The sequence below is a fragment of the Ancylobacter amanitiformis genome (assembly GCF_030814815.1).
GTDB lineage: Bacteria > Pseudomonadota > Alphaproteobacteria > Rhizobiales > Xanthobacteraceae > Ancylobacter > Ancylobacter amanitiformis.
Genome location: NZ_JAUSVR010000006.1, coordinates 29,664 through 50,613 on the forward strand (window position 1 = coordinate 29,664; position 20,950 = coordinate 50,613).

General features: G+C 70.0%; 19 protein-coding genes and 1 tRNA gene. 12 read left to right on the top strand and 8 right to left on the bottom strand.

Annotated features, from left to right (window positions below; translation table 11 throughout):
• Nucleotides 1-33: 33 nt before the first annotated feature.
• Nucleotides 34-519 carry a low affinity iron permease family protein gene (locus QOZ99_RS10795; RefSeq protein WP_306889979.1) on the top strand — a complete coding sequence of 162 codons (486 nt, stop codon included), beginning with the start codon at nucleotides 34-36 and terminating at the stop codon, nucleotides 517-519.
• On the opposite strand, the gene QOZ99_RS10800 is transcribed toward QOZ99_RS10795, so the two are convergent.
• Nucleotides 516-1,721 (bottom strand): ROK family protein, encoded by a 1,206-nt coding sequence (locus QOZ99_RS10800; protein ID WP_306889980.1) that lies wholly within the window; start codon nucleotides 1,719-1,721, stop codon nucleotides 516-518. The genes QOZ99_RS10795 and QOZ99_RS10800 overlap by 4 nt on opposite strands.
• Before the next feature lie 172 nt (nucleotides 1,722-1,893).
• Between QOZ99_RS10800 and QOZ99_RS10805 the strand changes: the two genes are divergently transcribed.
• From QOZ99_RS10805 to QOZ99_RS10825, 5 genes are all read left to right on the top strand, one after another.
• Nucleotides 1,894-2,505: a sigma-70 family RNA polymerase sigma factor gene (locus QOZ99_RS10805; RefSeq protein WP_306889981.1), complete on the top strand. Its 612-nt coding sequence runs from the start codon at nucleotides 1,894-1,896 to the stop codon at nucleotides 2,503-2,505.
• Nucleotides 2,489-3,277, top strand: coding sequence for an anti-sigma factor family protein (locus tag QOZ99_RS10810; protein ID WP_306889982.1), 789 nt, complete (start codon nucleotides 2,489-2,491; stop codon nucleotides 3,275-3,277). Before QOZ99_RS10805 ends, QOZ99_RS10810 begins: the two co-directional genes overlap by 17 nt.
• Nucleotides 3,278-3,361: 84 nt before the next feature.
• Nucleotides 3,362-4,084, top strand: coding sequence for a Bax inhibitor-1/YccA family protein (locus QOZ99_RS10815; RefSeq protein WP_183188983.1), 723 nt, complete (start codon nucleotides 3,362-3,364; stop codon nucleotides 4,082-4,084).
• Between the two features lie 51 nt (nucleotides 4,085-4,135).
• Nucleotides 4,136-4,972 carry a DUF2076 domain-containing protein gene (locus QOZ99_RS10820; protein WP_306889983.1) on the top strand — a complete coding sequence of 279 codons (837 nt, stop codon included), beginning with the start codon at nucleotides 4,136-4,138 and terminating at the stop codon, nucleotides 4,970-4,972.
• Nucleotides 4,973-5,225: 253 nt separating this feature from the next.
• Complete coding sequence (locus QOZ99_RS10825; RefSeq protein ID WP_306890188.1) at nucleotides 5,226-8,009, top strand: HAD-IC family P-type ATPase; 2,784 nt, start codon at nucleotides 5,226-5,228, stop codon at nucleotides 8,007-8,009.
• 18 nt (nucleotides 8,010-8,027) lie between these two features.
• On the opposite strand, the gene QOZ99_RS10830 is transcribed toward QOZ99_RS10825, so the two are convergent.
• On the bottom strand, nucleotides 8,028-9,023 hold the full coding sequence (locus tag QOZ99_RS10830; RefSeq protein WP_306889984.1) for an AraC family transcriptional regulator: 996 nt from the start codon (nucleotides 9,021-9,023) through the stop codon (nucleotides 8,028-8,030).
• A gap of 81 nt (nucleotides 9,024-9,104) precedes the next feature.
• On the opposite strand from QOZ99_RS10830, the gene QOZ99_RS10835 reads away from it, so the two are divergent.
• Nucleotides 9,105-10,349 (top strand): MFS transporter, encoded by a 1,245-nt coding sequence (locus QOZ99_RS10835; RefSeq protein WP_306889985.1) that lies wholly within the window; start codon nucleotides 9,105-9,107, stop codon nucleotides 10,347-10,349.
• Between the two features lie 39 nt (nucleotides 10,350-10,388).
• Here the strand turns inward: QOZ99_RS10835 and QOZ99_RS10840 are convergent, their stop codons facing one another.
• Together QOZ99_RS10840 and QOZ99_RS10845 are read right to left on the bottom strand one after the other, a co-directional pair.
• A complete protein-coding gene (locus QOZ99_RS10840) occupies nucleotides 10,389-11,060 on the bottom strand; it encodes a DedA family protein (protein WP_306889986.1) in 672 nt (223 codons plus the stop codon).
• A 206-nt stretch (nucleotides 11,061-11,266) separates the two neighbouring features.
• Nucleotides 11,267-11,343: transfer RNA gene (locus QOZ99_RS10845), tRNA-Arg, on the bottom strand.
• Between the two features lie 155 nt (nucleotides 11,344-11,498).
• Between QOZ99_RS10845 and QOZ99_RS10850 the strand changes: the two genes are divergently transcribed.
• Entirely contained in the window at nucleotides 11,499-12,440 is a 942-nt protein-coding gene (locus QOZ99_RS10850) for a thermonuclease family protein (protein ID WP_306889987.1), read from the top strand.
• Between the two features lie 8 nt (nucleotides 12,441-12,448).
• On the top strand, nucleotides 12,449-13,954 hold the full coding sequence (locus QOZ99_RS10855; RefSeq protein WP_370876837.1) for a M48 family metalloprotease: 1,506 nt from the start codon (nucleotides 12,449-12,451) through the stop codon (nucleotides 13,952-13,954).
• A gap of 215 nt (nucleotides 13,955-14,169) precedes the next feature.
• Here the strand turns inward: QOZ99_RS10855 and QOZ99_RS10860 are convergent, their stop codons facing one another.
• From QOZ99_RS10860 to QOZ99_RS10875, 4 genes are all read right to left on the bottom strand, one after another.
• Entirely contained in the window at nucleotides 14,170-15,051 is an 882-nt protein-coding gene (locus QOZ99_RS10860; protein WP_306889988.1) for an RNA polymerase factor sigma-32, read from the bottom strand.
• Nucleotides 15,052-15,283: 232 nt separating this feature from the next.
• Entirely contained in the window at nucleotides 15,284-15,886 is a 603-nt protein-coding gene (locus tag QOZ99_RS10865) for a CarD family transcriptional regulator (protein WP_183188991.1), read from the bottom strand.
• Between the two features lie 395 nt (nucleotides 15,887-16,281).
• Nucleotides 16,282-16,617: a ferredoxin FdxA gene (fdxA, locus tag QOZ99_RS10870; protein WP_306889989.1), complete on the bottom strand. Its 336-nt coding sequence runs from the start codon at nucleotides 16,615-16,617 to the stop codon at nucleotides 16,282-16,284.
• Nucleotides 16,618-16,773: 156 nt separating this feature from the next.
• Complete coding sequence (locus QOZ99_RS10875) at nucleotides 16,774-18,015, bottom strand: glutamate-5-semialdehyde dehydrogenase (protein WP_306890190.1); 1,242 nt, start codon at nucleotides 18,013-18,015, stop codon at nucleotides 16,774-16,776.
• A 382-nt stretch (nucleotides 18,016-18,397) separates the two neighbouring features.
• Here QOZ99_RS10875 and QOZ99_RS10880 point away from each other — a divergent pair, with 382 nt between their 5' ends.
• The 3 genes from QOZ99_RS10880 (at nucleotide 18,398) to QOZ99_RS10890 (ending at nucleotide 20,926) form a co-directional block, all read left to right on the top strand.
• Entirely contained in the window at nucleotides 18,398-19,231 is an 834-nt protein-coding gene (locus tag QOZ99_RS10880; RefSeq protein WP_306889990.1) for a YihY/virulence factor BrkB family protein, read from the top strand.
• Between the two features lie 154 nt (nucleotides 19,232-19,385).
• Nucleotides 19,386-19,856 carry a baeRF12 domain-containing protein gene (locus tag QOZ99_RS10885; protein WP_306889991.1) on the top strand — a complete coding sequence of 157 codons (471 nt, stop codon included), beginning with the start codon at nucleotides 19,386-19,388 and terminating at the stop codon, nucleotides 19,854-19,856.
• A 113-nt stretch (nucleotides 19,857-19,969) separates the two neighbouring features.
• On the top strand, nucleotides 19,970-20,926 hold the full coding sequence (locus QOZ99_RS10890) for a hypothetical protein (RefSeq protein ID WP_306889992.1): 957 nt from the start codon (nucleotides 19,970-19,972) through the stop codon (nucleotides 20,924-20,926).
• Nucleotides 20,927-20,950: the final 24 nt, after the last annotated feature.

Here is a 20,950-nt window from a genome sequence, read left to right on the forward strand (position 1 = left end):
GCCACGTTGAAGCTCCGCATAGCGGGGGGTCCCATGGCGACGACACGCAAGCCGGCTTCAACATCGTCTCGCAAATCCCTTTCCAAGCCCTCCGGCGAGACCTCCGGAGACCCCTCCGGCGAGCCCTCCGCGTCCGGCGGCGGACGACCCAAACGCTCCTTCTTCACCCGCTTCTCGCAATGGGTGTCGACGCAGGCGGGCAAGCCGACGACCTTCATCGGCGCTCTGGGCCTGATCGTGCTGTGGGGCGCCAGCGGGCCCCTGTTCGGCTTCGGCGATACCTGGCAACTGGTGATCAACACCTCGACCACCATCATCACCTTCCTGATGGTGTTCGTGATCCAGAACAGCCAGAACCGCGACACCGCCGCCCTGCACATCAAGCTCGACGAACTGATCGCCAGCGGCACGAGCGCCCGGCGGATTCTGCTCGATCTCGAAGAGTTGGATGAGAGCGCGATCGAGACGATCCGTTCCGAATACGAGGAACTCGCCCGCCGCGCGCGGGAGGGCCGTTAGCCCTTGTCCTTCTCGCCCTTGTCTTTCTTGCCCGCTTCCTTGCCGCTCTTGTCTTTCCCAGCCTTCCGCTTGTCGTCATGGCGCTCCCGCGCCGCGGTCTCCTCGGCATTGGGGTGGGAGCGGTTGGTGAAGCGCGCATTGCCAAGGCCGGTGCCGATGGTGATGACGCCCCAGCGCTCGACATCGCCCATGAAGGGCACCTCGCTCAGGCCCTGAACCACCGCGTCATTATGCATGACCAGCGTCGTCTCGCGCCCGCCAATGGCCGGGATCGCCTCCCATAGCGCGGTCGGCAGGTTGAAACGGCGGCTCTCCCAGTTGCCCGGCAGGTTCTGCGCGCCGGTCTCGATGGCGCCGTCCGGGGCGATCGCGCCGGGGCAGCCGATGCCGATGAAGGGGGCGAGGTTGAAGCCCTGCGCCTCGGCCTGCTCAATGAGCGTGCCCAGCATGCCGGCCAGCCGGTCGACCGCCGCGTCGCGGGTCAGCTTTTCCTCCGCGTGACGCCACAGCTCCATTGCGGCGACGCGCGCCTTGGAGAGGTCCTCCGCCTTGTCGAGGTTGAGCTTGACGATGCCGGCGCGAATATTGGTGCCGCCGATATCCACCGCGAGAATGTGGTCGAAGCTGGCGAACATCCAGCTCGGCGCGAGATGGACGGCACCGATCAGCCCCGCCTCGTCGGGCTCGGCGCGGATGGGCACCAGTTCGATCTCGATGCCGTCGGCGCGGGCGATCAGTTCGGCGCGGGCGATGGCGATCTCGGCGAAGCGCCCCCCTTTCAGCCCGCCGCCCACCACGATGCGCTGGGTGTCGCGCCATTCCCGGGTGCGCAGCAGGCGGCGGATGACGACGATGAGTTCGCTGGCATAGTCCTCCACGGCACTGAAGATCAGCGCCTGTTCGTGCGGCTTGCCCTCGACGAGCAGTTCGTCCAGCAGCGTCTTCGAAAGGTCCGCGGTCGGCGTGTCGCCCAGCGCCTTGGCGGGACGGCGGGCGAGGTTGCGCCAGCGGTCGAGTATATCGAAGAAGGCGGCGCGGCGGGCGCGGTCGCCGACGAAGCCGTCCTCCTCGCGGATCTGGCTGTTGCAGGCGTCGACGCTCACGGCCGCCAGCACCGGCGCGCCGTGCACTGTGACGGCGGGCGCGGCGGGCTCGTTTCGCGATCTGCGGTCGGCGTCGGTCTGCGGGCGGGAGGAGGCCATGTGTGCCGGGCTCGCTGTTCATGCGTCGGGTTGGTAGAAACGACGGAGGCCGCCCGTGCGTTCCCTCCTGCGTGGCCTTCCCGGATGGCGGCGCGCCGCCGGGTCGCGGAGCGGCGATGGAAAATCGGCGGACGCGGGGGAATAGAGTGTCGAGCGGCTCCGTATACGGGTCATGAAGCGCGAAAGTTCCACCTTCGACGTGCCGGCCGAGCTGCCCGTCCTGCGGCGCTATGCGCGCGCGCTGACGCGCGGCGACGACGGCGACGCGGAAGATCTGGTGCATGATGCGCTGGTGCGTGCCTATGAGCGCCGCGGCACCTTCCAGGACGAGCGGACCGTGCCCGGCCGGGCCGGCGGCGGCGCCTCCGGCAACCGGCTGCGCGGCTGGCTGCTCTCCATCCTGCACAATGTGTTCGTCGACCGGCGCCGCTCGCGCCATGCCGAGCAGCGCCGCGAGGCGCAGGCGGTGGAACTGGCCGAGGCCGTCATGCCGCCCGCGCAGGAGCATCACCTGCGCCTGTCGCAGGTGCGCGAGGCCTTCATGGGCCTGCCGGAGGAACAGCGCGCCGCGCTGCATCTCGTGAGCATCGAGGGGCTCGGCTATGCCGAGGCCGCCGCCGCGCTCGGCATTCCGCAGGGCACGCTGATGTCCCGGCTTGCGCGCGCCCGGGCGGCGCTGCGCGCGCTCGACGAAGGCACGGCCGAGGCCCGCGCCGCCCGCCTCGCGGCCCCGTCCGCTTCTCATCTTCGCATCGTAGGAGGTCCGGATGACCCGACCCGTTGATCCCGTCTCCGACGACGACCTGCAGGCCTATGTCGACGACGCGCTCCCCGTGGAGCGGCGTATCGATGTCGAGGCCCATCTCAGCGCCAACCCCACGGAAGCCTCGCGGGTGATGGCGGATCTGCGCATCCGCGACGAGCTGCGCCTCGCGCTGGCCGATGCCCCGCGCTCGGTGATGAACGCCCCGGCGCGGGTGGCGACGGTGGAGGCGGCGCGCCGGCTGGAGCGCGCGCTCTCGCGCGAGAGCTGGATGCGCCCGGTGCGCATCGCCGCCTCGGTGGCGCTGCTGCTGGGCGCCGGCTGGCTCGCCCATGCCCAGTTCGGTCCGCTCGGGGTCAGCCGCGTCGTCGCCTCGGACCTGCCGCCGGCCTATCTGGAGGAAGCGGTGCGCGCCCACCGCACGGCGGAGCTGCGCGCCGGGCTGGGCGCCCCGGTCGGTCCCGCCGGCTACCAACCGGCGGATATCCGCGCCGCGACCGCCATCATCATGCCCTCCCTGCCGGAGGACTGGCAGGTGGCGGATGTGCAGATCTTCCCCTCGGCTTTCGGCCCCAGCGTCGAAATGTCGGTGAAGACCAGGGATTTCGGCGCGGTGTCGCTGTTCGCCGTCCGTCCGGGCAGTTTCGACGTGGTGCCGGCGACCAGCGTGCCGAAGGACGGGCTCAATGCCGCCTACTGGCAGGTGGGCGAGGTGGCCTATGCGCTCGTGGCCCATGGCGACGCGCGCGAACTCGACCGCGCCGCCGCCGGGCTGGCGCGCTCGCTCTACTAGCCTTTCGTGCCGCGGGGCGCCCATTCGCCAGGCGCCACGCGGCTGACATCCCCTTGTGCTCAGATCCCCTAAGAGGAGACCGACATGAACATGCCGAATTCCGGCTTCCAGTGGCAGACAGGCGCTCGCGGCGTCGATCAGGCCGTCTTTGACGAAGGCCTGCGCCGCCACATGCTGCGCGTCTATAATTACATGGCGATCGGCCTCGTCCTGACCGGCGCCGTGGCCTTCTTCGTCGGCACCACGCCGGCGCTCTACGTACCGATCTTCTCCACCCCGCTCAAATGGGTGGTGATGCTCGCCCCGCTCGCCTTCGTGCTGCTGTTCTCGTTCCGCATGCAGTCGATGTCGGCGGGCGCGGCGCAGATGATGTTCTGGGCGTTCTGCGGCGTGATGGGGCTTTCCATGGCCTCCATCTTCCTCGTGTTCACCGGCACCTCGATCGCCCGCACCTTCTTCATCGCCGCCACCATGTTCGGCGCGACGAGCCTGTACGGCTACACGACCAAGCGCGACCTGTCGCAGTTCGGCTCCTTCCTGATGATGGGCCTGATCGGCGTCGTCATCGCCAGCGTGGTGAACATCTTCCTCGGCTCGACCATGCTGCAGTTCATCGTCTCGGTGGTCGGCATCCTGGTCTTCGTCGGCCTGACCGCCTGGGACACGCAGTCCATCAAGGAACAGTACGCGGAAAATTTTGATGCGGAATCGCAACAGAAGCTCGCTGTTTTCGGCGCATTCTCCCTCTATCTGAACTTCGTGAACATCTTCCAGCTGCTGCTGAACCTCACCGGCGAGCGGGAGTGATGCGGGCGACGCTGTATCCGCAGTGATATCCCCGACAGGAGGGATTTCGACATGAACGACCAGGACCGTCAGGCCATTGATGGCCTCTTTGCCAAGCTCGGCGAGGTCGAGAGCCGCACGGGCCCGCGCGATGGCGACGCGGAGGGCTACATTGCCCGCCGCATCGCCGCGCAGCCGGCTGCGCCCTATCTGATGGCGCAGACCATCGTGATGCAGGACTATGCGCTGAAGCAGGCGCAGGCGCGTATCGAGGACCTGGAGCGCCAGGCGCAGCAGGCGGCGAGGGACGCCCAGGAGGCGCAGGAAGCGGCCCGGCAGGCGGCCCAGCGCCCGGCCGGCGGCGGCGGGATCTTCGGCGGCCTGTTCGGCTCCGGCGAAGCGCCGGCGCGGACGGGTTCCGTGCCCTCGGTTCCGCGCGCGGGCGCGTCCTTCGGCGCGCCGGCGGCGGGTTCCCAGCCGTCGGGCGCCGTACCGCCGGATGCCTCCTCGGTCTGGCAGTCCGGCGGGCCGCAGGGCGGGGCTTATGGCGCTCCGCAATATGCCCAGCAGCCGCCCGGCGGGCCGCAGGGCCAGCCCGGTGGTTTCGGCCGGTCGGGATTCGGCGGCGGTGGCGGATTCGGCGGTGGCGGCTTTCTGGCTGGCGCCGCGCAGACGGCGCTCGGCGTCGCCGGCGGCGTGATGCTCGGCAACGCCCTTGGCGGCCTGTTCGGCGGGCACACCGCGCAGGCCGCGCCCGTCAGCGAGGAGAAGACCCCCGCCAGCGATGCCGACCCGCGCGCCGACGACAGCGCCGCCAATGACGACCCGTCCTCGGGCGACACGTCCTCGGGCGACGATGGCGGCTGGTTCGATGGCGGCGACTGGTTCGGCGGTGACGACCAGCTCTGAGCCAGCCTGGCCCGCGTAAACGGGCAGATCGCGCATCCGTGCGCGCTGTTTCAGGCGCGAGAAGACGCCATCTCTCCATCTCCGCGGGGCCGGCCTCCGGGTCGGCCCCGATCTCATGGCGGACCGCCGGCGCCACGCTTCCGGCTTTGGCGTGATATCGTAAGGGAAATTCCGGTTGCCGCGGGCCCGCGAGCCGGTAGCGTGCGTGGCACCGCGTCTCCTCCCTGCCGAACCCGAGAGCGCCACCGGAACGATGATCGACGCCGCCCCGCCTCCCGGCTCCTCCGCGCCGTCCCGGTCCGCCCCGCGCACCCCGCCTGCCCCACACCCGGCCCGCCCGCCCGACTGGCACGCCCTGCCGCATGAGGCGGTGGCCGGCCATCTCGATGCGTCCCCCCAGGGGCTCAGCCCGGCGGAGGCGCAGGCCCGGTTGCAGCGGCACGGCGCCAACGCCCTGCCCGAGCCGCCGGGCCGCCATCCGCTGCTGCGCTTCCTCGCCCAGTTCAACAATGCGCTGATCTACTTCCTGCTCGCGGGTGCGTTCGCCGCGCTGCTGCTCGGCCACCATGTCGATGCCGGGGTGATCGTCGCGGTCGTGCTGGTCAACGCCATTGTCGGCTTCGTGCAGGAGGGCAGGGCCGAGCAGGCGCTGAAGGCGATCGGCAACATGATCTCGCCGCAGGCCAGCGCGTTGCGCGGCAACCGGCGCGTCAGCGTCGCGGCGCGCGATCTGGTGCCGGGCGACCTCGTCATCCTGGAGGCGGGCGACCGGGTGCCGGCCGATACGCGGCTGGTGCGGGCGCGCGGCATGCGGATCGACGAATCGGTCCTGACCGGCGAATCCCTCGCCGTCTCCAAGCGCGAGGATCCCGCCCCGCGCGACGCCGCGCTGGGCGACCGGCACTCCATGGCGTTCTCCGGCACCACGGTCGCGGCCGGGCAGGGGGCGGGCATCGTCGTTTCCACCGGCCGCCATACCGAGATCGGCCGCATCGGCACGCTGATTGCCGGGGTGGAGCCGCTGGCGACGCCGCTGCTCCGGCAGATCGACGCCTTCGCCCACCGCTTCACCTGGGCGGTGCTGATCGCCGGGGCGGGGCTGTTCCTGTTCGCGGTCGCGGTGCGCGGCTATGGCTGGAGCGAAGCGCTGATGGCGGTGGTGGCGCTCGCCGTCGGCGTGGTGCCCGAAGGCCTGCCGGCGGTGATCACCATCACGCTGGCCATCGGCGTGCGCCGCATGGCGGTGCGCCATGCCATCATCCGGCGCCTGCCGGCGGTGGAAACGCTGGGCGCGACCTCGATCATCTGCTCGGACAAGACCGGCACGCTCACCCGCAACGAGATGACGGTGCGCCGCCTGTTCCTGCCCACGGCCGGGCCGGACACGGGCGAGATCGAGGTGTCCGGCGCCGGCTATGGGCCGGAGGGCGACCTTTCCTGGCCGGCGGCATCCGAGGCCGAGGGCGATCCGGCGGCGGCTGCCGAGGCGCTGCTGCGCTGCGGCCTGCTGTGCAATGACGCCCATCTGTCCGCCAGTGCGGGGCACTGGAACGCCGAGGGCGACCCGATGGAGGGCGCGCTGGTGGCGCTGGCGATGAAGGCCGGTGTCAAACCGGAGGTGGAGCGTGCCCATTGGCTGCGGCGCGACGAGATTCCCTTCGATGCCGCCCACCGTTTCATGGCGGTGCTGGCACAGGGGCCGCAAGGCGCATGCGTCGCCTTCATCAAGGGCGCACCGGAGGCGGTGCTGGCCATGTGCGACGCGCCGGACATGGCGCGCTGGGACGCGGCCATCGAGAGCGCCGCGCGGCAGGGCGAGCGCGTGCTCGGCTTTGCGATGAGGCGCTTCGAGACCGCGCCGGCGCGGCTGACGGCCGAAGCCCTGACCGGGCCCGGCGCGTCGCCCCGCGCCGTCTTCCTCGGCCTTGCCGGCTTCATCGATCCGCCGCGCCCCGAGGCGGTGGCGGCGATCGCCGAGTGCCGCACCGCCGGCATCGGCGTGAAGATGATCACCGGCGATCACGGCGCCACCGCGAAGGCGATCGCCCGCCAGCTGGGCATCGCGCCGGACCCGGCGGTCGTCACCGGCGCGCAGGTCGATGGCGCCTCCGACGCGGCGCTCATTGCCATGGCCCGCGACACCGCCGTGTTCGCCCGCACCAGCCCGGAAAACAAGCTGCGCATCGTGCGCGCGCTGCAATCCAGCGGCGCGGTGGTGGCGATGACCGGCGACGGGGTGAATGACGCGCCGGCGCTGCGGCAGGCCGATGTCGGGATCGCCATGGGCAGGAAGGGCACCGAGGCGGCCAAGCAGGCGGCGGAGGTGGTGCTGGTGGACGACAATTTCGCCACCATCGTCGCCGCGGTGCAGGAAGGCCGCACGGTCTACGACAATATCCGCAAGATGATCGCCTGGACGCTGCCGACCAATGGCGGCGAGGTGCTGGCGGTCATCATCGCCATCCTGCTCGGCGTCGCCCTGCCGGTCTCGCCGGCGCAGATCCTCTGGATGAACCTTCTGCTCTCCGCCACGCTGGGGCTCGCGCTGGCCTTCGAGCCGACCGAACCCGGCGTCATGCGCCGCCCGCCGCGTGCCGCCGATGCCGGGCTCATGACGCCCTTCATGCTCTGGCGCGTCGTGCTGGTCTCGCTGCTGTTCATGGCCGTGACCTTCGCCATGCAGGCGCTGGCCGTCGCGCGCGGGCATGACGAGGCGATGGCGCGCACCATCGTGGTCAACACCATCGTGGTGATGGAGATCTTCTACCTGTTCAACGTGCGCTTCCTGCACATGACTTCGGTCACATGGCGCGGCGCGCTGGGCACGCCGGCGGTGCTCATGGCCATTGCCGCCGTGACGTTGGGACAGGTCGCCTTCACCTATCTGCCGGCCATGCAGATCATCTTCGACACCCGTCCCGTCGGCCTTGTCGACGGGCTGTTCATCCTCGGCGCCGGCGTGGCGCTGATGGGCGTGCTGGAGGCGGAGAAGGCGCTGCTGCGGCGGCTGCGCCTCTTTGCCACCGAGGACATGTGACGACCGGGCGCGGGACGCCTACCCGGCCTTTGATTCCCCCCGCGCGGCGCGCATGGCGCCGGGGGCGTGGCCGGTGATGCGCTTGAAGGCGCGGCTGAAGGCCGCCTGCGAGCCATAGCCGAGCCGGTGCGCGGCTATGTCGATCGGTACCCGGTCGTGGCGGATCCATTGCGCGGCCAGCCGCATGCGCAGATCGGTGAGGTAGCGTAGCGGCGTCATGCCGGTGACGGCGAGGAAACGCTCGGCGAAGACCGAACGTGAGGCGCCCATCTGCGCCGCCAGTTCCGCCACCGTCCAGTCGCGGCCGGGATCGCGGTGCAGGGCGGCGATGACGCGGCCGAGGCGCGGGTCGCGCAGCGCCGCCACCCAGCCGCTGGCATCGCCGCAGCCGCATTCCACCCAGGCGCGAACGATGAAGGCCGAGACCACGTCGGCTAGGCGCGCCAGGATGCCGGCAAAGCCGGCCCGGTCGCCGCGCGTCTCGCGTTCCATCGCCTCCAGCATCGGCAGGATTTCGGGATAGCGTGCCAGCAGCGTGCCGACGAACATCTGCTCGGGCATGAGGCTGACCAGCGGGCTCATGCTGCCGAGATCGAATTCCATCGAGCCGCTGAAGATCAGTGCGTGGGTGGAGGGGCAGCCCTCGGGGGCGGTGATGTCGCCGACGCTGTCACAGATCGGCTGTACCGCGCAGCTGCGCACATCGCGGCAGGGCAGGTCGGGCGCCGAGAGCAGGTCGTGCAGGCCGCCGCGCGGCAGCAGCACGGCATCCCCGGTCTGCATCGCGTCGAGGCCTCCGGCCGGACGGCGCAGGAAAACCGGACCGCGCGCGATGAAGTGGAACTGCGCGCGGCCTTCCTCCTGCCCGAAGCGCAGGCCGAACGGCGGTGCCAGTTCGATGCGGCGATAGTCGATACCGATCAGGCGCATGCCCATCAGCATGTCGCTGACCAGATCGAGCGCCCCACCGGCCGGGTCGCCCAGTCCCGCTGTTCCGGACGAACGATCAATCATATGAGAGTTATTGGCATATATCGTCCGGCATTTCCAGCCTAGGACTGCGGCAACCATGCTCCCGCTTCGAAGGAAATTTCGATGAGCGACACTCTGCCCTGGCCCGAGGAGGCTTCCGCCGCCGGGCTCGACCCCGACAGCATCTCCGCCCTCGCCCCGCCCGCCGCCGCCGCCCCCGCCTGGGCGGCGGTCGGCTCGATGACGCTGGGCGTGTTCGGCCTCGTGACCGCCGAGTTTCTCCCCGCCAGCCTGCTGACGCCGATGGCGGCGGACCTGCGCATCAGCGAGGGCACGGCCGGGCAGGCCGTGACGGCGACCGCCATCGTCGCGCTGGTGGCCAGCCTGCTCGTCGCCACGGTGACGCGACGCATCGACCGGCGCGTCGTGCTGCTGGTCTTCACCGTGCTGCTGATCGTCTCCAACCTGATCGTCGCCTTCGCCCCCGACCTCGGTTCGCTGCTGGTTGGCCGCGTGCTGCTGGGCATCGCGCTGGGCGGGTTCTGGGCGATGTCGGCTGCGCTCGCCATGCGCCTGGTGCCGGAGGAGATGGTGCCGCGCGCGCTGTCGATCATCTTCAGCGGCGTCTCGGCGGCCACCATCTTCGCCGCGCCGGTGGGCAGCTATCTCGGCCATCTGTTCGGCTGGCGGGCGGTGTTTCTCATCGCCGCGGTGCTGGCGGTGGCGACGCTGATTGCACAGGTGGCGACGCTGCCGCGCATGGCGCCGAGTGGTTCGGCCAGCCTGCGCACGCTGGTCGACGTGCTGCGCCGGCCGGGCATCGGCATCGGCATGTTGGCCGCGATGCTGGTTTTCTCCGGCCATTTCGCCGTCTTCACCTATATCCGCCCCTTCCTGGAAACGGTGACGGGCGTGGGTATCAGCGCGGTGTCGGGCATCCTGCTCGGCTTCGGCGTGGCCAATTTCGTCGGCACGCTGGTGGCGGGGCGGCTTTTGCAGCGCAGCCTCGGCTTCTCGCTGGTCTGCGCCCCCGTGCTGATGGGGGTGCTCGGGCTGGGGCTGGTCACGCTGGCCAACAACCCGGCGGGGGATGCGCTGATGGTGGCACTGTGGGGCTTCGCCTTCGGCATCGTGCCGGTGGCGTGGTCCACCTGGCTGACCCGCACCGTGCCCGATCAGGCGGAAAGCGCCGGCGGCCTGCTGGTCGCGGCGGTGCAGTTCGCCATCTCGGTCGGCGCGGCGGGGGGCGGGATGATCTTCGATCGGGCAGGCGCGACCGGCGTGTTCGGTGCCGCCAGCCTCATCCTGCTGGTCTCGGTTATGATCATCCTCGCCGGCGTGCGTCCGCGCCTGCGGCAGGGGGCGTGACGCCTCCTCGCACGCCCGGCGCGGATGGGGCCGGGCGCGTCAGGAGCGCGCGGCCGGCTGCACGGCGCGCCGCGGCGTGCGCGGGCGCCGCATGATGCGCGACTGGACGAGCTTGAGCACCACGCCCGTGGCCAGCAGCATCACCAGGGTCAGTCCGCCCATCCACATCAGCCACGAGCCTTCGCTGTGGGCGCCGATGAGCGAGGCGCTCTCGGCGGCGAGCCAGCCGGGCGCCAGCATCACCGGCGCCCACACCACCGCCGAGGAGACGTTGGCGAACTGGAAACGGCGCTGGTTCATACGCATCATGCCGGCCACCATCGGCATGGTGGCGCGCACCGGGCCGAAGAAACGGCCGACGAAGATGGACGCGAAGCCGAAGCGGCGGAAGAACAGCCGCGCCTGCGCCACCTGCGAGCGATAGCCGATCAGCGGCCAGCGATGCACCACGCGCGGCCCCACCCAGCGACCGAACCAGTAGGACACGATGTCGCCCGCCACGGCGCCGACGATGGCGCCGGCAATGACCGGGATCGGCTCCACCATGCCGGAGCCGATCAGCCCGCCGATCGCCAGCATCAGCGCGGTGGCCGGAATGACCAGGCCGAGCAGGACGAGCGATTCGCCGAAGGCGATGATGCCGACCACGACGGGCACGAGATAGTCGTGGCTCTGCATGAGCTGAGCCAGATACGCGCTGATGCTTTCCATTGTCCTCTGCCGTTGGAATGCCGCGCCGCCCGCCGCACCGGCGGCAATGGCCGGGGGACACACCGGAAGTTCGGTCCCTCATGTTGGACAGGAACATGGCAGCCGCAAGACAGGCATTCCCCAGGGGAATGCACGAAATCCACCGTGATGGCGGTTATTCGCCCCCTGCGACGATATGAGCGGGCCCCCGGCGCCTGCCGGGCGGGTGGCCTCCCGGAAGGGAATCGAACCCCTGACCCCAGGTTTAGGAAACCTGTGCTCTATCCTGCTGAGCTACCGGGAGTGACCGCCGGTACATGACCTCAATCGGCGTTCCGGATCAAGAGGGCGGCCGCACCGGGAAGGGGCTGCGGCCACCGCGACGGCGGATATCGCCGTCCATCCGCGTGGATTAGCATGGGCAACCGGCCCGGGCGGCTGGATGCGAATGGAGTGCCGATGTCACCATGGCAAGCCGCTGCCGGCCCGCGCGCCAGCGAGGCGCACGAGCGCCCGCCCGCGAGGCGCTGGCGGCGCGATGCCGCGACGTCGCGGCGTGGTCTGCCATCCGCGCGCGCCGGCCTCGCGGGCGTCCTCGCCACCTTCCTCGCGGCTGTCCTCATGCTCGGCGCGCCGGCGCGGGCGGCGAAGGGTGAGGCGGCGTCCTGTCCGGCCGCGTTCGGCGCGCCGGTCGCCGTCACGGCCATCGACCGCTTCGGCGATATCGTGCTGGCCGATGGCACGGTCGTCGCGCTGGCGGGCCTTGCCGTCGAGGACGGCGAGGCGGCGCTGGCAGCCCGCCGCGCGTCGCTGGCGGCGCAGCTGGGCGGGCGCGAGGTGACGCTGGCCGGGCCGGCCGCCACCGACCGCTACGGTCGTCGGCGCGCCCTGCTGCGGCTGGCGGCGCCCCGTGAGGAGGACGGCGCCGACGCCACCGTTCAGGTCGCGCTGCTGCGGCAGGGGCTGGCGCTGGCGCGGCCGGAGGCGGGGTTTCTCGGCTGCATGAACGAACTGCGGGCGGCGGAGGCGCCGGCCCGGCGGGCGAAGCGCGGCCTCTGGGCGGGGCTGCCGCTGCCCGCGCGCGACGAGAAGACCGTGACAGCGAAGGCCGGGCGGTTCACAATCCTTGCAGGACGTGTGCTTTCGGTTGGAAACGGCCGGCGGGTGGACTACCTCAATTTCGGCCCGGTTTGGCGGCAAGACACCACCGTCAGGCTGGAAAAACCGGTGCGCGTGGCTCTGGAGCGCGCCGGCCTGTCGCTGGAGGCGCTGGCGGGGCGCGCGGTGGCGGTGCGCGGCGTGGTGTTCGAGGCGGACGGACCGGCAATCGACGTGCGGTGGATCGAGCAGATCGAGTTCATCGACGGCAGGATGGGACAAGGGCAGGCGGGGAACTGGTGAGGACACCGGTGCATAGCAGGGCAGGCGGTCTGTCCAGGGGTACGGCGTCGGTGTGGCGGCGGCTGGGCGCGTTTGCCTGCCTGCTCGCGGCCGGGCTCCTGCTCGCCGCCTGCGCCGGCATGCAGGAGCCCTCCACGGCGGAATTGAAGGCGAGCACGCCCGCGCCCGCCGCCGAGGAGGCCATGACGCCGGCCCAGCGCAAGGAGCACGAGCGTCTCGTCACGTCCTATGGCGGCGCCTATAACGACCCCAAGCTGCAGGCGCAGATCCAGCAGATCGTCACCCGGCTGGTGGCGGCGTCGGAGCGGCCGGACCAGAAATACCGCGTCACCATCCTCAATTCGCCGGCCATCAACGCTTTCGCGCTGCCCAATGGCTCGCTCTATGTGACGCGCGGCCTGCTGTCGCTGGCCTCCGACAATTCCGAGCTGGCCTCGGTCCTGGCGCATGAAATGGCCCATGTCATCGCCAACCACGCGGCCACCCGCGAGGACCAGATGAAGCAGGCGGTGCTGGTCAGCCGCGTGATCTCCGATGTGGTGAACGATTCCGACCTCGGCGCGCTGGCGCTGGCCAAGAGCCGCATTTCGCTCGCCAGCTTCTCGCGCGGGCAGGAACTGGAGGCGGATGCGATCGGCGTCGGCATCAGCGCCCGCGCCGGCTTCGATCCCTATGGCGCGGAGCGCTTCCTCACCACCATGGGCCAGCAGGCCAACCTGAAGTCCAGCTCGATGAACCAGAGCGCCAGCGGCGAGCAGGCGGATTTCCTCGCCACGCACCCGGCGACGCCCGAGCGTATTTCCATCGTCATGGCCAATGCGCGCGAATATGCCTCGCCCAAGAAGCCGGGCGAGCGCGACCGGGCGCAATATCTCGCGGCGATTGACGGCCTCGTCTACGGCGACGATCCCAAGGAAGGCTTCATCCGCGGGCGGCGGTTCTTCCATCCCAAGCTCGGCTTCACCTTCACCGCACCGGAAGGCTTCGCGCTGGAGAACACCTCGCAGGCGGTGCTCGGCGCCAGCACCACCGGTCGCGAGGCGCTGCGGCTCGATGCCGTGCGGGTCGGCGGCGACCAGTCGCTGGCGCAATATCTCTCCTCCGGCTGGATCGACGGGGTCGAGGTATCCTCGGTGGAGAGCCTGGTGCTCAACGGCTTTCCCGCCGCCACCGCCGTGGCGCGCGGCGAGCAATGGTCGTTCCGCATGTTCGCCATCCGCTTCGGCAGCGATGTGTACCGGCTTATCTTCGCGGCGCGCGAGCTGACGCCGGAACTCGACGCCGGCTTCCGCGAGGCGGCGGAAACCTTCCGCCGCGTCTCCATCGAGGAGGCGGACAACGTGAAGCCGCTGCGTATCCGCATCGTCACGGCCGGGCTCACCGATACGCCGGAGAAGCTGGCGGCGAAGATGGACGTGCAGGACCGGCAGATGGAGCGGTTCCTCATCCTCAACGGACTGCAGCGCGGCGACAAGCTGGCCTATGGCGAGCAATACAAGATCATCGCGGAATAGGACCGGCCGAAAGCTGAACCTGGCGGTCCGTTCGACATTGCGGGCGGCCGCGGGCGGATCCGGGATCTCGCGCCGGGCGACGCGCGGCGGCTGCGATGCTCGATCCCCGCTGTTCCTTGGCCGCGGCGGGGCGAACGCTGGCCATGGGCGTGGCAGGCTCTGGGCTGGGCCGCCTTTCGCGATTCGAAAACGCCCGGCTTGTTGAAACGAGAGCTTCAGATCGGCCCGAAGGCGCCGCGCGGCACGTCGGGGCCTTGCGTCAGCGCGACGCGCAGCTTTTCCAGCGCCCGGCTTTCGATCTGCCGCACCCGCTCCTTGGAGATGCCGAGCCGTGCGCCGAGCGTTTCCAGCGTCTCGCTCTCCTCGTTCAGGCGGCGGGCCTTGATGATGCGGATCTCGCGCTCGTTCAGCGCCGCCAGCGCGCGCCACAGCCAGCGCCGCCGCCGCTCGCCGTCGATTTCCATCGAGGCCTGCTCGTCGGGCAGCGGATCGGCGGCGGCGAGCTGGTCGAGCCGGGCGCCTCCATCTTCCTCGCCGGCCTGAAGCGGGGCGTTGAGCGACAGGTCGGGCCCGCTGAGCCGGGCATCCATGCGCGCCACCTCGACCGGGTTCACGCCGAGGCTACGGGCGATGGCGCCGTGCATCGCCTCGCGCGGGGGCGGTGTGGCGCCGCCGGCGCGCTCGAGCCGGGTCCGCATGCGGCGCAGGTTGAAGAACAGCGCCTTCTGGCCGGAGGAGGTTCCCCCGCGCACGATCGACCAGTTGCGCAGCACGTAATCCTGAATCGCCGCGCGGATCCACCAGGTGGCATAGGTGGAGAAGCGCACGTCATGGGCGGTCTGGAACCGCGCGGCGGCTTCCAGCAGGCCGATATTGGCCTCCTGCACAAGGTCCGACATGGGCAGGCCATAGCTGCGGAAGCGGCGGGCGATGGCGATGGCGAGGCGCATATGCGCATGCACCAGCTGGTGCATCGCGTGCTCGTCGCGCTGCTCGGTCCAGCGGCGGGCGAGCCCGTATTCCTCCTCGCGCCCCAGCAGGGGCGCCTTCATCGCGTCCCGCACCAGGACAATGTGACGCTCGGCCCTGTCGCTCATGCGCATCTCTTTGCTCGTTCAGACGGCGGCTGGACAACGTGTCAACGCGACCGGGCAAAGGATGGTTCCCGAAAGGATTCGAGCCGGGAATGCGGGCCCCGCTTGCCGGCTGGGATTTCCGCGCGCGCGCGGACGACACGGGACAAGAAGGGGGCAAGAAGGGGGGGCCAAAAAAGAAAAGCCCGGCACGGAGCCGGGCTTTCATCGCGGTGTCGAAGGGAGAAGCGGCGCCTCAGGCGGCGGCTTCCTCGGCTTCGTCGTCGGTATGCTCGACTTCGGCCTCGGCCTCGACCTCTCCCTTGCCCAGGCGACGCGGGCCCTTGAGCAGGTTCTGCTCGATAGCCTTGATCGCCTCGGTCTCGGTCATGTTCTCGACGGCGGCCAGCTCGCGGGCCATGCGGTCGAGCGCGGCCTCATAGAGCTGGCGCTCGCTATAGGACTGCTCGGGCTGCGCATCGGAACGATAGAGGTCGCGCACCACTTCGGCGATGGCGACGAGATCGCCGGAATTGATCTTGGCCTCATATTCCTGAGCGCGGCGGCTCCACATCGTGCGCTTCACGCGGGCGCGGCCCTTGAGGGTCTCCAGCGCCTTCTTGAGCACGATCGGATCGGAAAGCTTGCGCATGCCGACGGTCACGATCTTCGGCACGGGCACGCGCAGCGTCATCTTGTCCTTTTCGAAATGAATGACGAAAAGTTCAAGCTTGAAGCCGGCGACTTCCTGTTCCTCGATCGCCATGATGCGTCCGACACCGTGGGACGGATAAACGATATGCTCGCCCGTCTTGAAACCCTGGCGGATGTTGTTGGACGGCTTCTTCGTCGACGTCATGCTGTATCTGCTCCTGGGTCTCGGTTCTTCCGGCGGAGTACCACCCTGGCACGCCGTCGCCTCGCGAGTTGCCCCGCGGGGTCAAGAAACACCGCGGCTCCAGCGGATGCCGGAGCCGTACGCTCAGCCGTCGACGGAAAACTCAGGGGAGCCCGATACGCGGTTGCGCATTGGACAAAGACCCGACATCAATTCCGGGAGGGGCGCTCCGGCCTGGGAGCGTTGCACCATGGCAAACCCATTCGACTGCACGGGTAAGCTTATAACACAATTTATGCCGAAATCAAAATACTGCTGCGCTGCAGCGCGCGCGTGGCTGCGGCCGCGGTCCCTGCCACGGCGTCGTGTCGGCGCGTCGACCATGTCCGGCCCGTCATCGGGTCGGCAGTCCGGAGCTAGCCCTGCTTACCCGGTTCGGCCGAGAGATACTGTAGCTTGTCGGCTACACCGTCCCATTCCTTGGCGTCAGGCAGCGGGTCCTTGCGGTCGGTGATGTTGGGCCAGGCCTTGGCATAGTCGGCGTTGATCGTCAGCCACTTGTCGAGGCCGGGTTCGGTATCGGGTTTGATCGCCTCGGCCGGGCATTCCGGCTCGCACACGCCGCAGTCGATGCATTCGTCCGGATGGATGACGAGGAAGTTCTCACCCTCGTAGAAACAGTCGACAGGGCACACCGAGACGCAGTCGGTGTACTTGCACTTGATGCAATTCTCCGTGACGACGTAGGTCATTCATCCGGTCTCCGCGCCGGGCGTGTAGATTGGCCCGCGGCCCTCCCCTAGCGCACCGTCTCAAACGGCGCAAGGAACATGAACGCATGGCGACAGCCGGCGGGCTCCCAGCGGGCTCATGGCCTGCCGGGCTGTGCCAGCCCTGCCGGAGGAGGGTCAGGGGCGGATCTGGCCGGTGCCCCGCACCCGGTATTTGAACGAGGTCAACTGCTCGGCGCCCACCGGCCCGCGCGCGTGCATGCGCCCGGTGGCGATGCCGATCTCGCCGCCGAAGCCGAATTCGCCGCCATCGGCGAACTGGGTCGAGGCATTGTGAACCACGATCGCGGAATCGACCTCGCTGAGGAAGGTTTCCGCCACCACGGCATCTTCGGTCAGGATGGCGTCGGTGTGGTGCGAACCATAGGTCTCGATATGGTCGATCGCGGCATGGAGACCGTCCACCAGCTTCACCGAGATGATGGCGTCGAGATATTCGGTGCGCCAGTCGCCCTCGCTGGCCGGCCGCACGCGCGGATCCACCGCCTGCGTCGCCGCATCGCCGCGCACCTCGCAGCCCTCGTCGAGCAGCATGGTCACGAGCGGGGCCAGCAGCGTACCCGCGCCGGCGCTGTCCACCAGCAGCGTCTCGGCCGCCCCGCACACGCTGGTGCGGCGCAGCTTGGCGTTCCTCACCACGGCCAGCGCCTTGGCGGGGTCCGCCGCCTTGTCGACATAGATGTGCACCAGCCCTTCGAGATGGGCGAAGACCGGCACGCGCGCCTCGCTCTGCACGCGGGCGACAAGGCTTTTACCGCCGCGCGGCACGATGACGTCGATCGCGCCCGCGAGGCCCCCCAGCATTTCGCCCACCGCCGCGCGGTCGCGGGTCGGCACCAGCTGGATGGCGTCGGCCGGCAGTCCGGCGCTGGCAATGCCCTCGGCCATGGCGGCGTGGATGGCGCGGCTCGACTGGAAACTGTCCGAGCCGCCACGCAGGATCACCGCGTTGCCGGCCTTGAGGCAGAGGCTGCCGGCATCCGCCGTCACGTTGGGCCGGCTCTCATAGATGACGCCGACCACGCCGAGCGGGGTGCGCACGCGCTCCATCCTCAGCCCGTTGGGCCGCTCCCAGCTGTCGATCACCGTGCCGACCGGATCGGGCAGATCGGCGATCTCCTCGACGCCGCGCGCGGTCGCGTCCAGGCGGGCCGCGCTGAGCGTCAGCCGGTCCAGCATGGAGGCGCTCATGCCGGAAGCCTGCGCCGCCGCCACGTCCTGCGCGTTGGCGGCGAGAATGGCGGAGGCCTGGGCGCGGATGGCCTGGGCGGCCGCCTTAAGCCCGGCGCGCTTGGCCTCGGCCGAGGCGAGCGCCAGGGTGCGGGCGGCGGCCCGCGCGCGGCGGCCGATCTCCAGCATCAGCGCCGGCACATCATTCGCCGGTTCCGGCTGCGGGGCCGGCACGCCGAGACGGGTCTCGGGGGCGGAAGCGGCACGCAGGGAGGCGGCGGACGAGGTGGCGGATGACGCGGCGGACATGGCGTTCACTCGGGCTTTCCCCGCGCATCCTTCACGCGGGGGTCATGAAACGGGCGCCCTATCTACCACTAGTCGGCCGCCGGCGCACCAAAGCGAATTCGCGCGGTGCCGGGCTCCGGCCGAGGGGATCCGGGGGCGCGCCTTTCCGCGGGGCCATGAGGATCGGGACGTCGAGGAATCGGGGCGTTACGTCTTGCCATTTCTCGCGTGACGTCCGATGTCAGGTCACACCTTTAACGTCGAACAGGGGAGACCGGGCGACGTGTTGCGTGCTTTCGACATCGCCTGGGATGCCTTCTGGCGCTTCGTCGAGGATGACGGGTGGGCGATTTCCAGCCATATCGCCCTGTCCGCGCTGATGTCGCTGTTCCCCTTCCTCATCTTCGTCACCGCGCTGGCGGCGTTCTTCGATTTCAAGAACCTCGCCGACGAGACGGTGCAATTGATGCTGGAGGCGTGGCCCAGCCAGGTCGCCGCGCCGATCGGCCGGGAAATTCGCAACGTGCTGACGCAGGTGCGCACCGACGTGCTGACCGTCGGCGTGGTGCTGGCGATCTACTTCTCCTCCAACGGCATCGAGAGCCTGCGCATCGGCCTCAACCGCGCCTATGGCGTGCGTGAGAAGCGATCCTGGTACTGGCTGCGGCTCGAATCCATCGGCTATGTCGTCGTCGGGGCGGCCGGGCTGCTGGCGCTGTCCTTCCTGGTGGTGCTCGGGCCGGTGCTGTGGCTCACCGCCATACGCTGGGTGCCCGCGCTCACGCCCTTCGGCTGGATGATCACCTTTCTGCGCTATGCCGCGACCTCGGCCATCCTCATCGTCGCGCTGGTGGTCGCGCATATGTGGCTGCCGGCGGGGCGGCGCACGCTCACCGAGGTCGCGCCGGGCATTCTGGTCACGCTGGCGCTGTGGCTGGCCGCCGGCGCCGCGTTCGGCCGCTATCTCGCCGAGTTCGCGAGCAACTACGTCACCACCTATGCCGGCCTCGCCTCGGTGATGATCGCGCTCATCTTCCTCTACACGACGGCGTCGATCTTCGTGTATGGCGGCGAACTCAACGCCGCCATTCGCCGTGCCCGCTCCGGCGCCTTCTGAGCCCGCCGATCGGCGCGCCCGCGCTTGTTGACCCGCGTCAAGGCGGCTTGCCGGCGGCCGTGCTCCTATGAGAGCGGGCTCCTGCGCGGAGCATCCTCCGGGATGGCCGATCGGGTCGGGGCAGCACCGCGCCAGCGCGCGGGAGGAGGCGTGAATGAGCCGCACGGACACGATCAAGATCAAGGCCGGCGCGTGGGTCGTCGTGTGCGACGGCCACAAGGCGCTCATTCTCGTCAATGAGGGCGACGCGGCCTTTCCCAACCTGCGCACGCACGAGGTGCACGCGCAGGACAACCCGCCCAGCCGCGCGCAGGGCGCCGATGCGCCCGGTCGGGTACACCAGTCGTCCAGCCCGGCCCGTTCGTCGGTGGAGCCGACGGACTGGCACGAAGAGGCCGAGCGCGCCTTTTTGCGCATGATCGCCGATCGGCTGGAGGCGGCGGTTGCCGCCGGGGAGACGCGTTCGGTCGTGGTGGTGGCGCCCCCGCGCGCGCTCGGCGTGCTGCGCCCGCTCTATGGTCGCGCGCTGGCCGCAGCGGTGGACGCGGAGATCGACCGCGATCTGGTGAAGCTGCCGCTGCACGAGATCGAGCAGCACCTCGCCGGCGGACAGGCCACGGGCTGACCCGCGCCCTCGCATCGGCTCCCGTCTTGCCCGGTGGCGCGGTCTGGCGGACTGTTGTCGTCGGCGATATCCCGTTGGTCGTTGGCGGCGGCGGGTGAGGTGAGGGCGCGCGGATGTGGGATTTCTCGATCGGAACCGCGTTCGGGCTGGTGGCGCGCACCTGGCCCTTCGTGCTGCTGCGGCTCGTCGTCTATGCCGCGTCCGTGCTGGCCATCCTCGCCGGCACCGGCCTTGGGGTGGGTGTCGGCTGGAGCCTCGGCGGGCTGTTCGGCCGCGACGAGAGCCTGTTCGGCGCGATGATCGTCGGTGTCGGCGGTCTCAGCCTGATGTTCGGCGTGCTGTGGTGGGTGCGCCAGTATGTCGTCTATCTCGTCAAGGCCGGCCATGTCGCGGCGATGGACGCGCTGCTGCGCGGTGCCGCGCTTCCCGACGGGCGATCGCAGATCCGGTTTGCCACCGCGATGGTCCGCGCGCGCTTTCTGGAGGTGAATGTGCTGTTCGGCATGGATCTGCTGATCCGCGGCACGGTGCGCGCCTTTGTCGGAATCATGGACGTGCTGACCTTCTGGATACCCGGCGCGGGGGCGCTCGACCGGTTCGTCGCCGCGGTGCTGCGGGTGGCGCTCGGCCTGGTCGACGAGATCATCCTCGCCTACATCATCCGCCGCGATGGCGTGCCGCCCGGCGACGCGGCGCGGGACGGGCTGGTGCTTTACGCGCAGAATGCCGGCCCGCTGGCGCGCAACGCGGTGTGGATCGCGCTGTTCGACTATGCGCTGACCCTTCTCATCTTCCTCCTGCTGCTCGGGCCGGCGGTGGGGCTCGCCTATTGGCTGCCGGGAGCGCTCGGCGGCTTCGGCATCGTGGTCGCCCTCGCCAGCGCCTGGGCGCTGCGGGCGGCGCTGATCGAGCCGCTGTCGATCGCGGCACTGTTGCAGGCCTATGACGTCGCGACTCGCGGGCAGGCGCCGAACCCGGCCTGGACCGCGCGGCTGGACGCGGCGTCTGCCGCCTTCCGCGATCTCGGCCATCGCCCGCCGGCCGCGCGTGGCATGAAGGGGACGGCATGAAGGGGACGGCATGAGGGGTGGGGA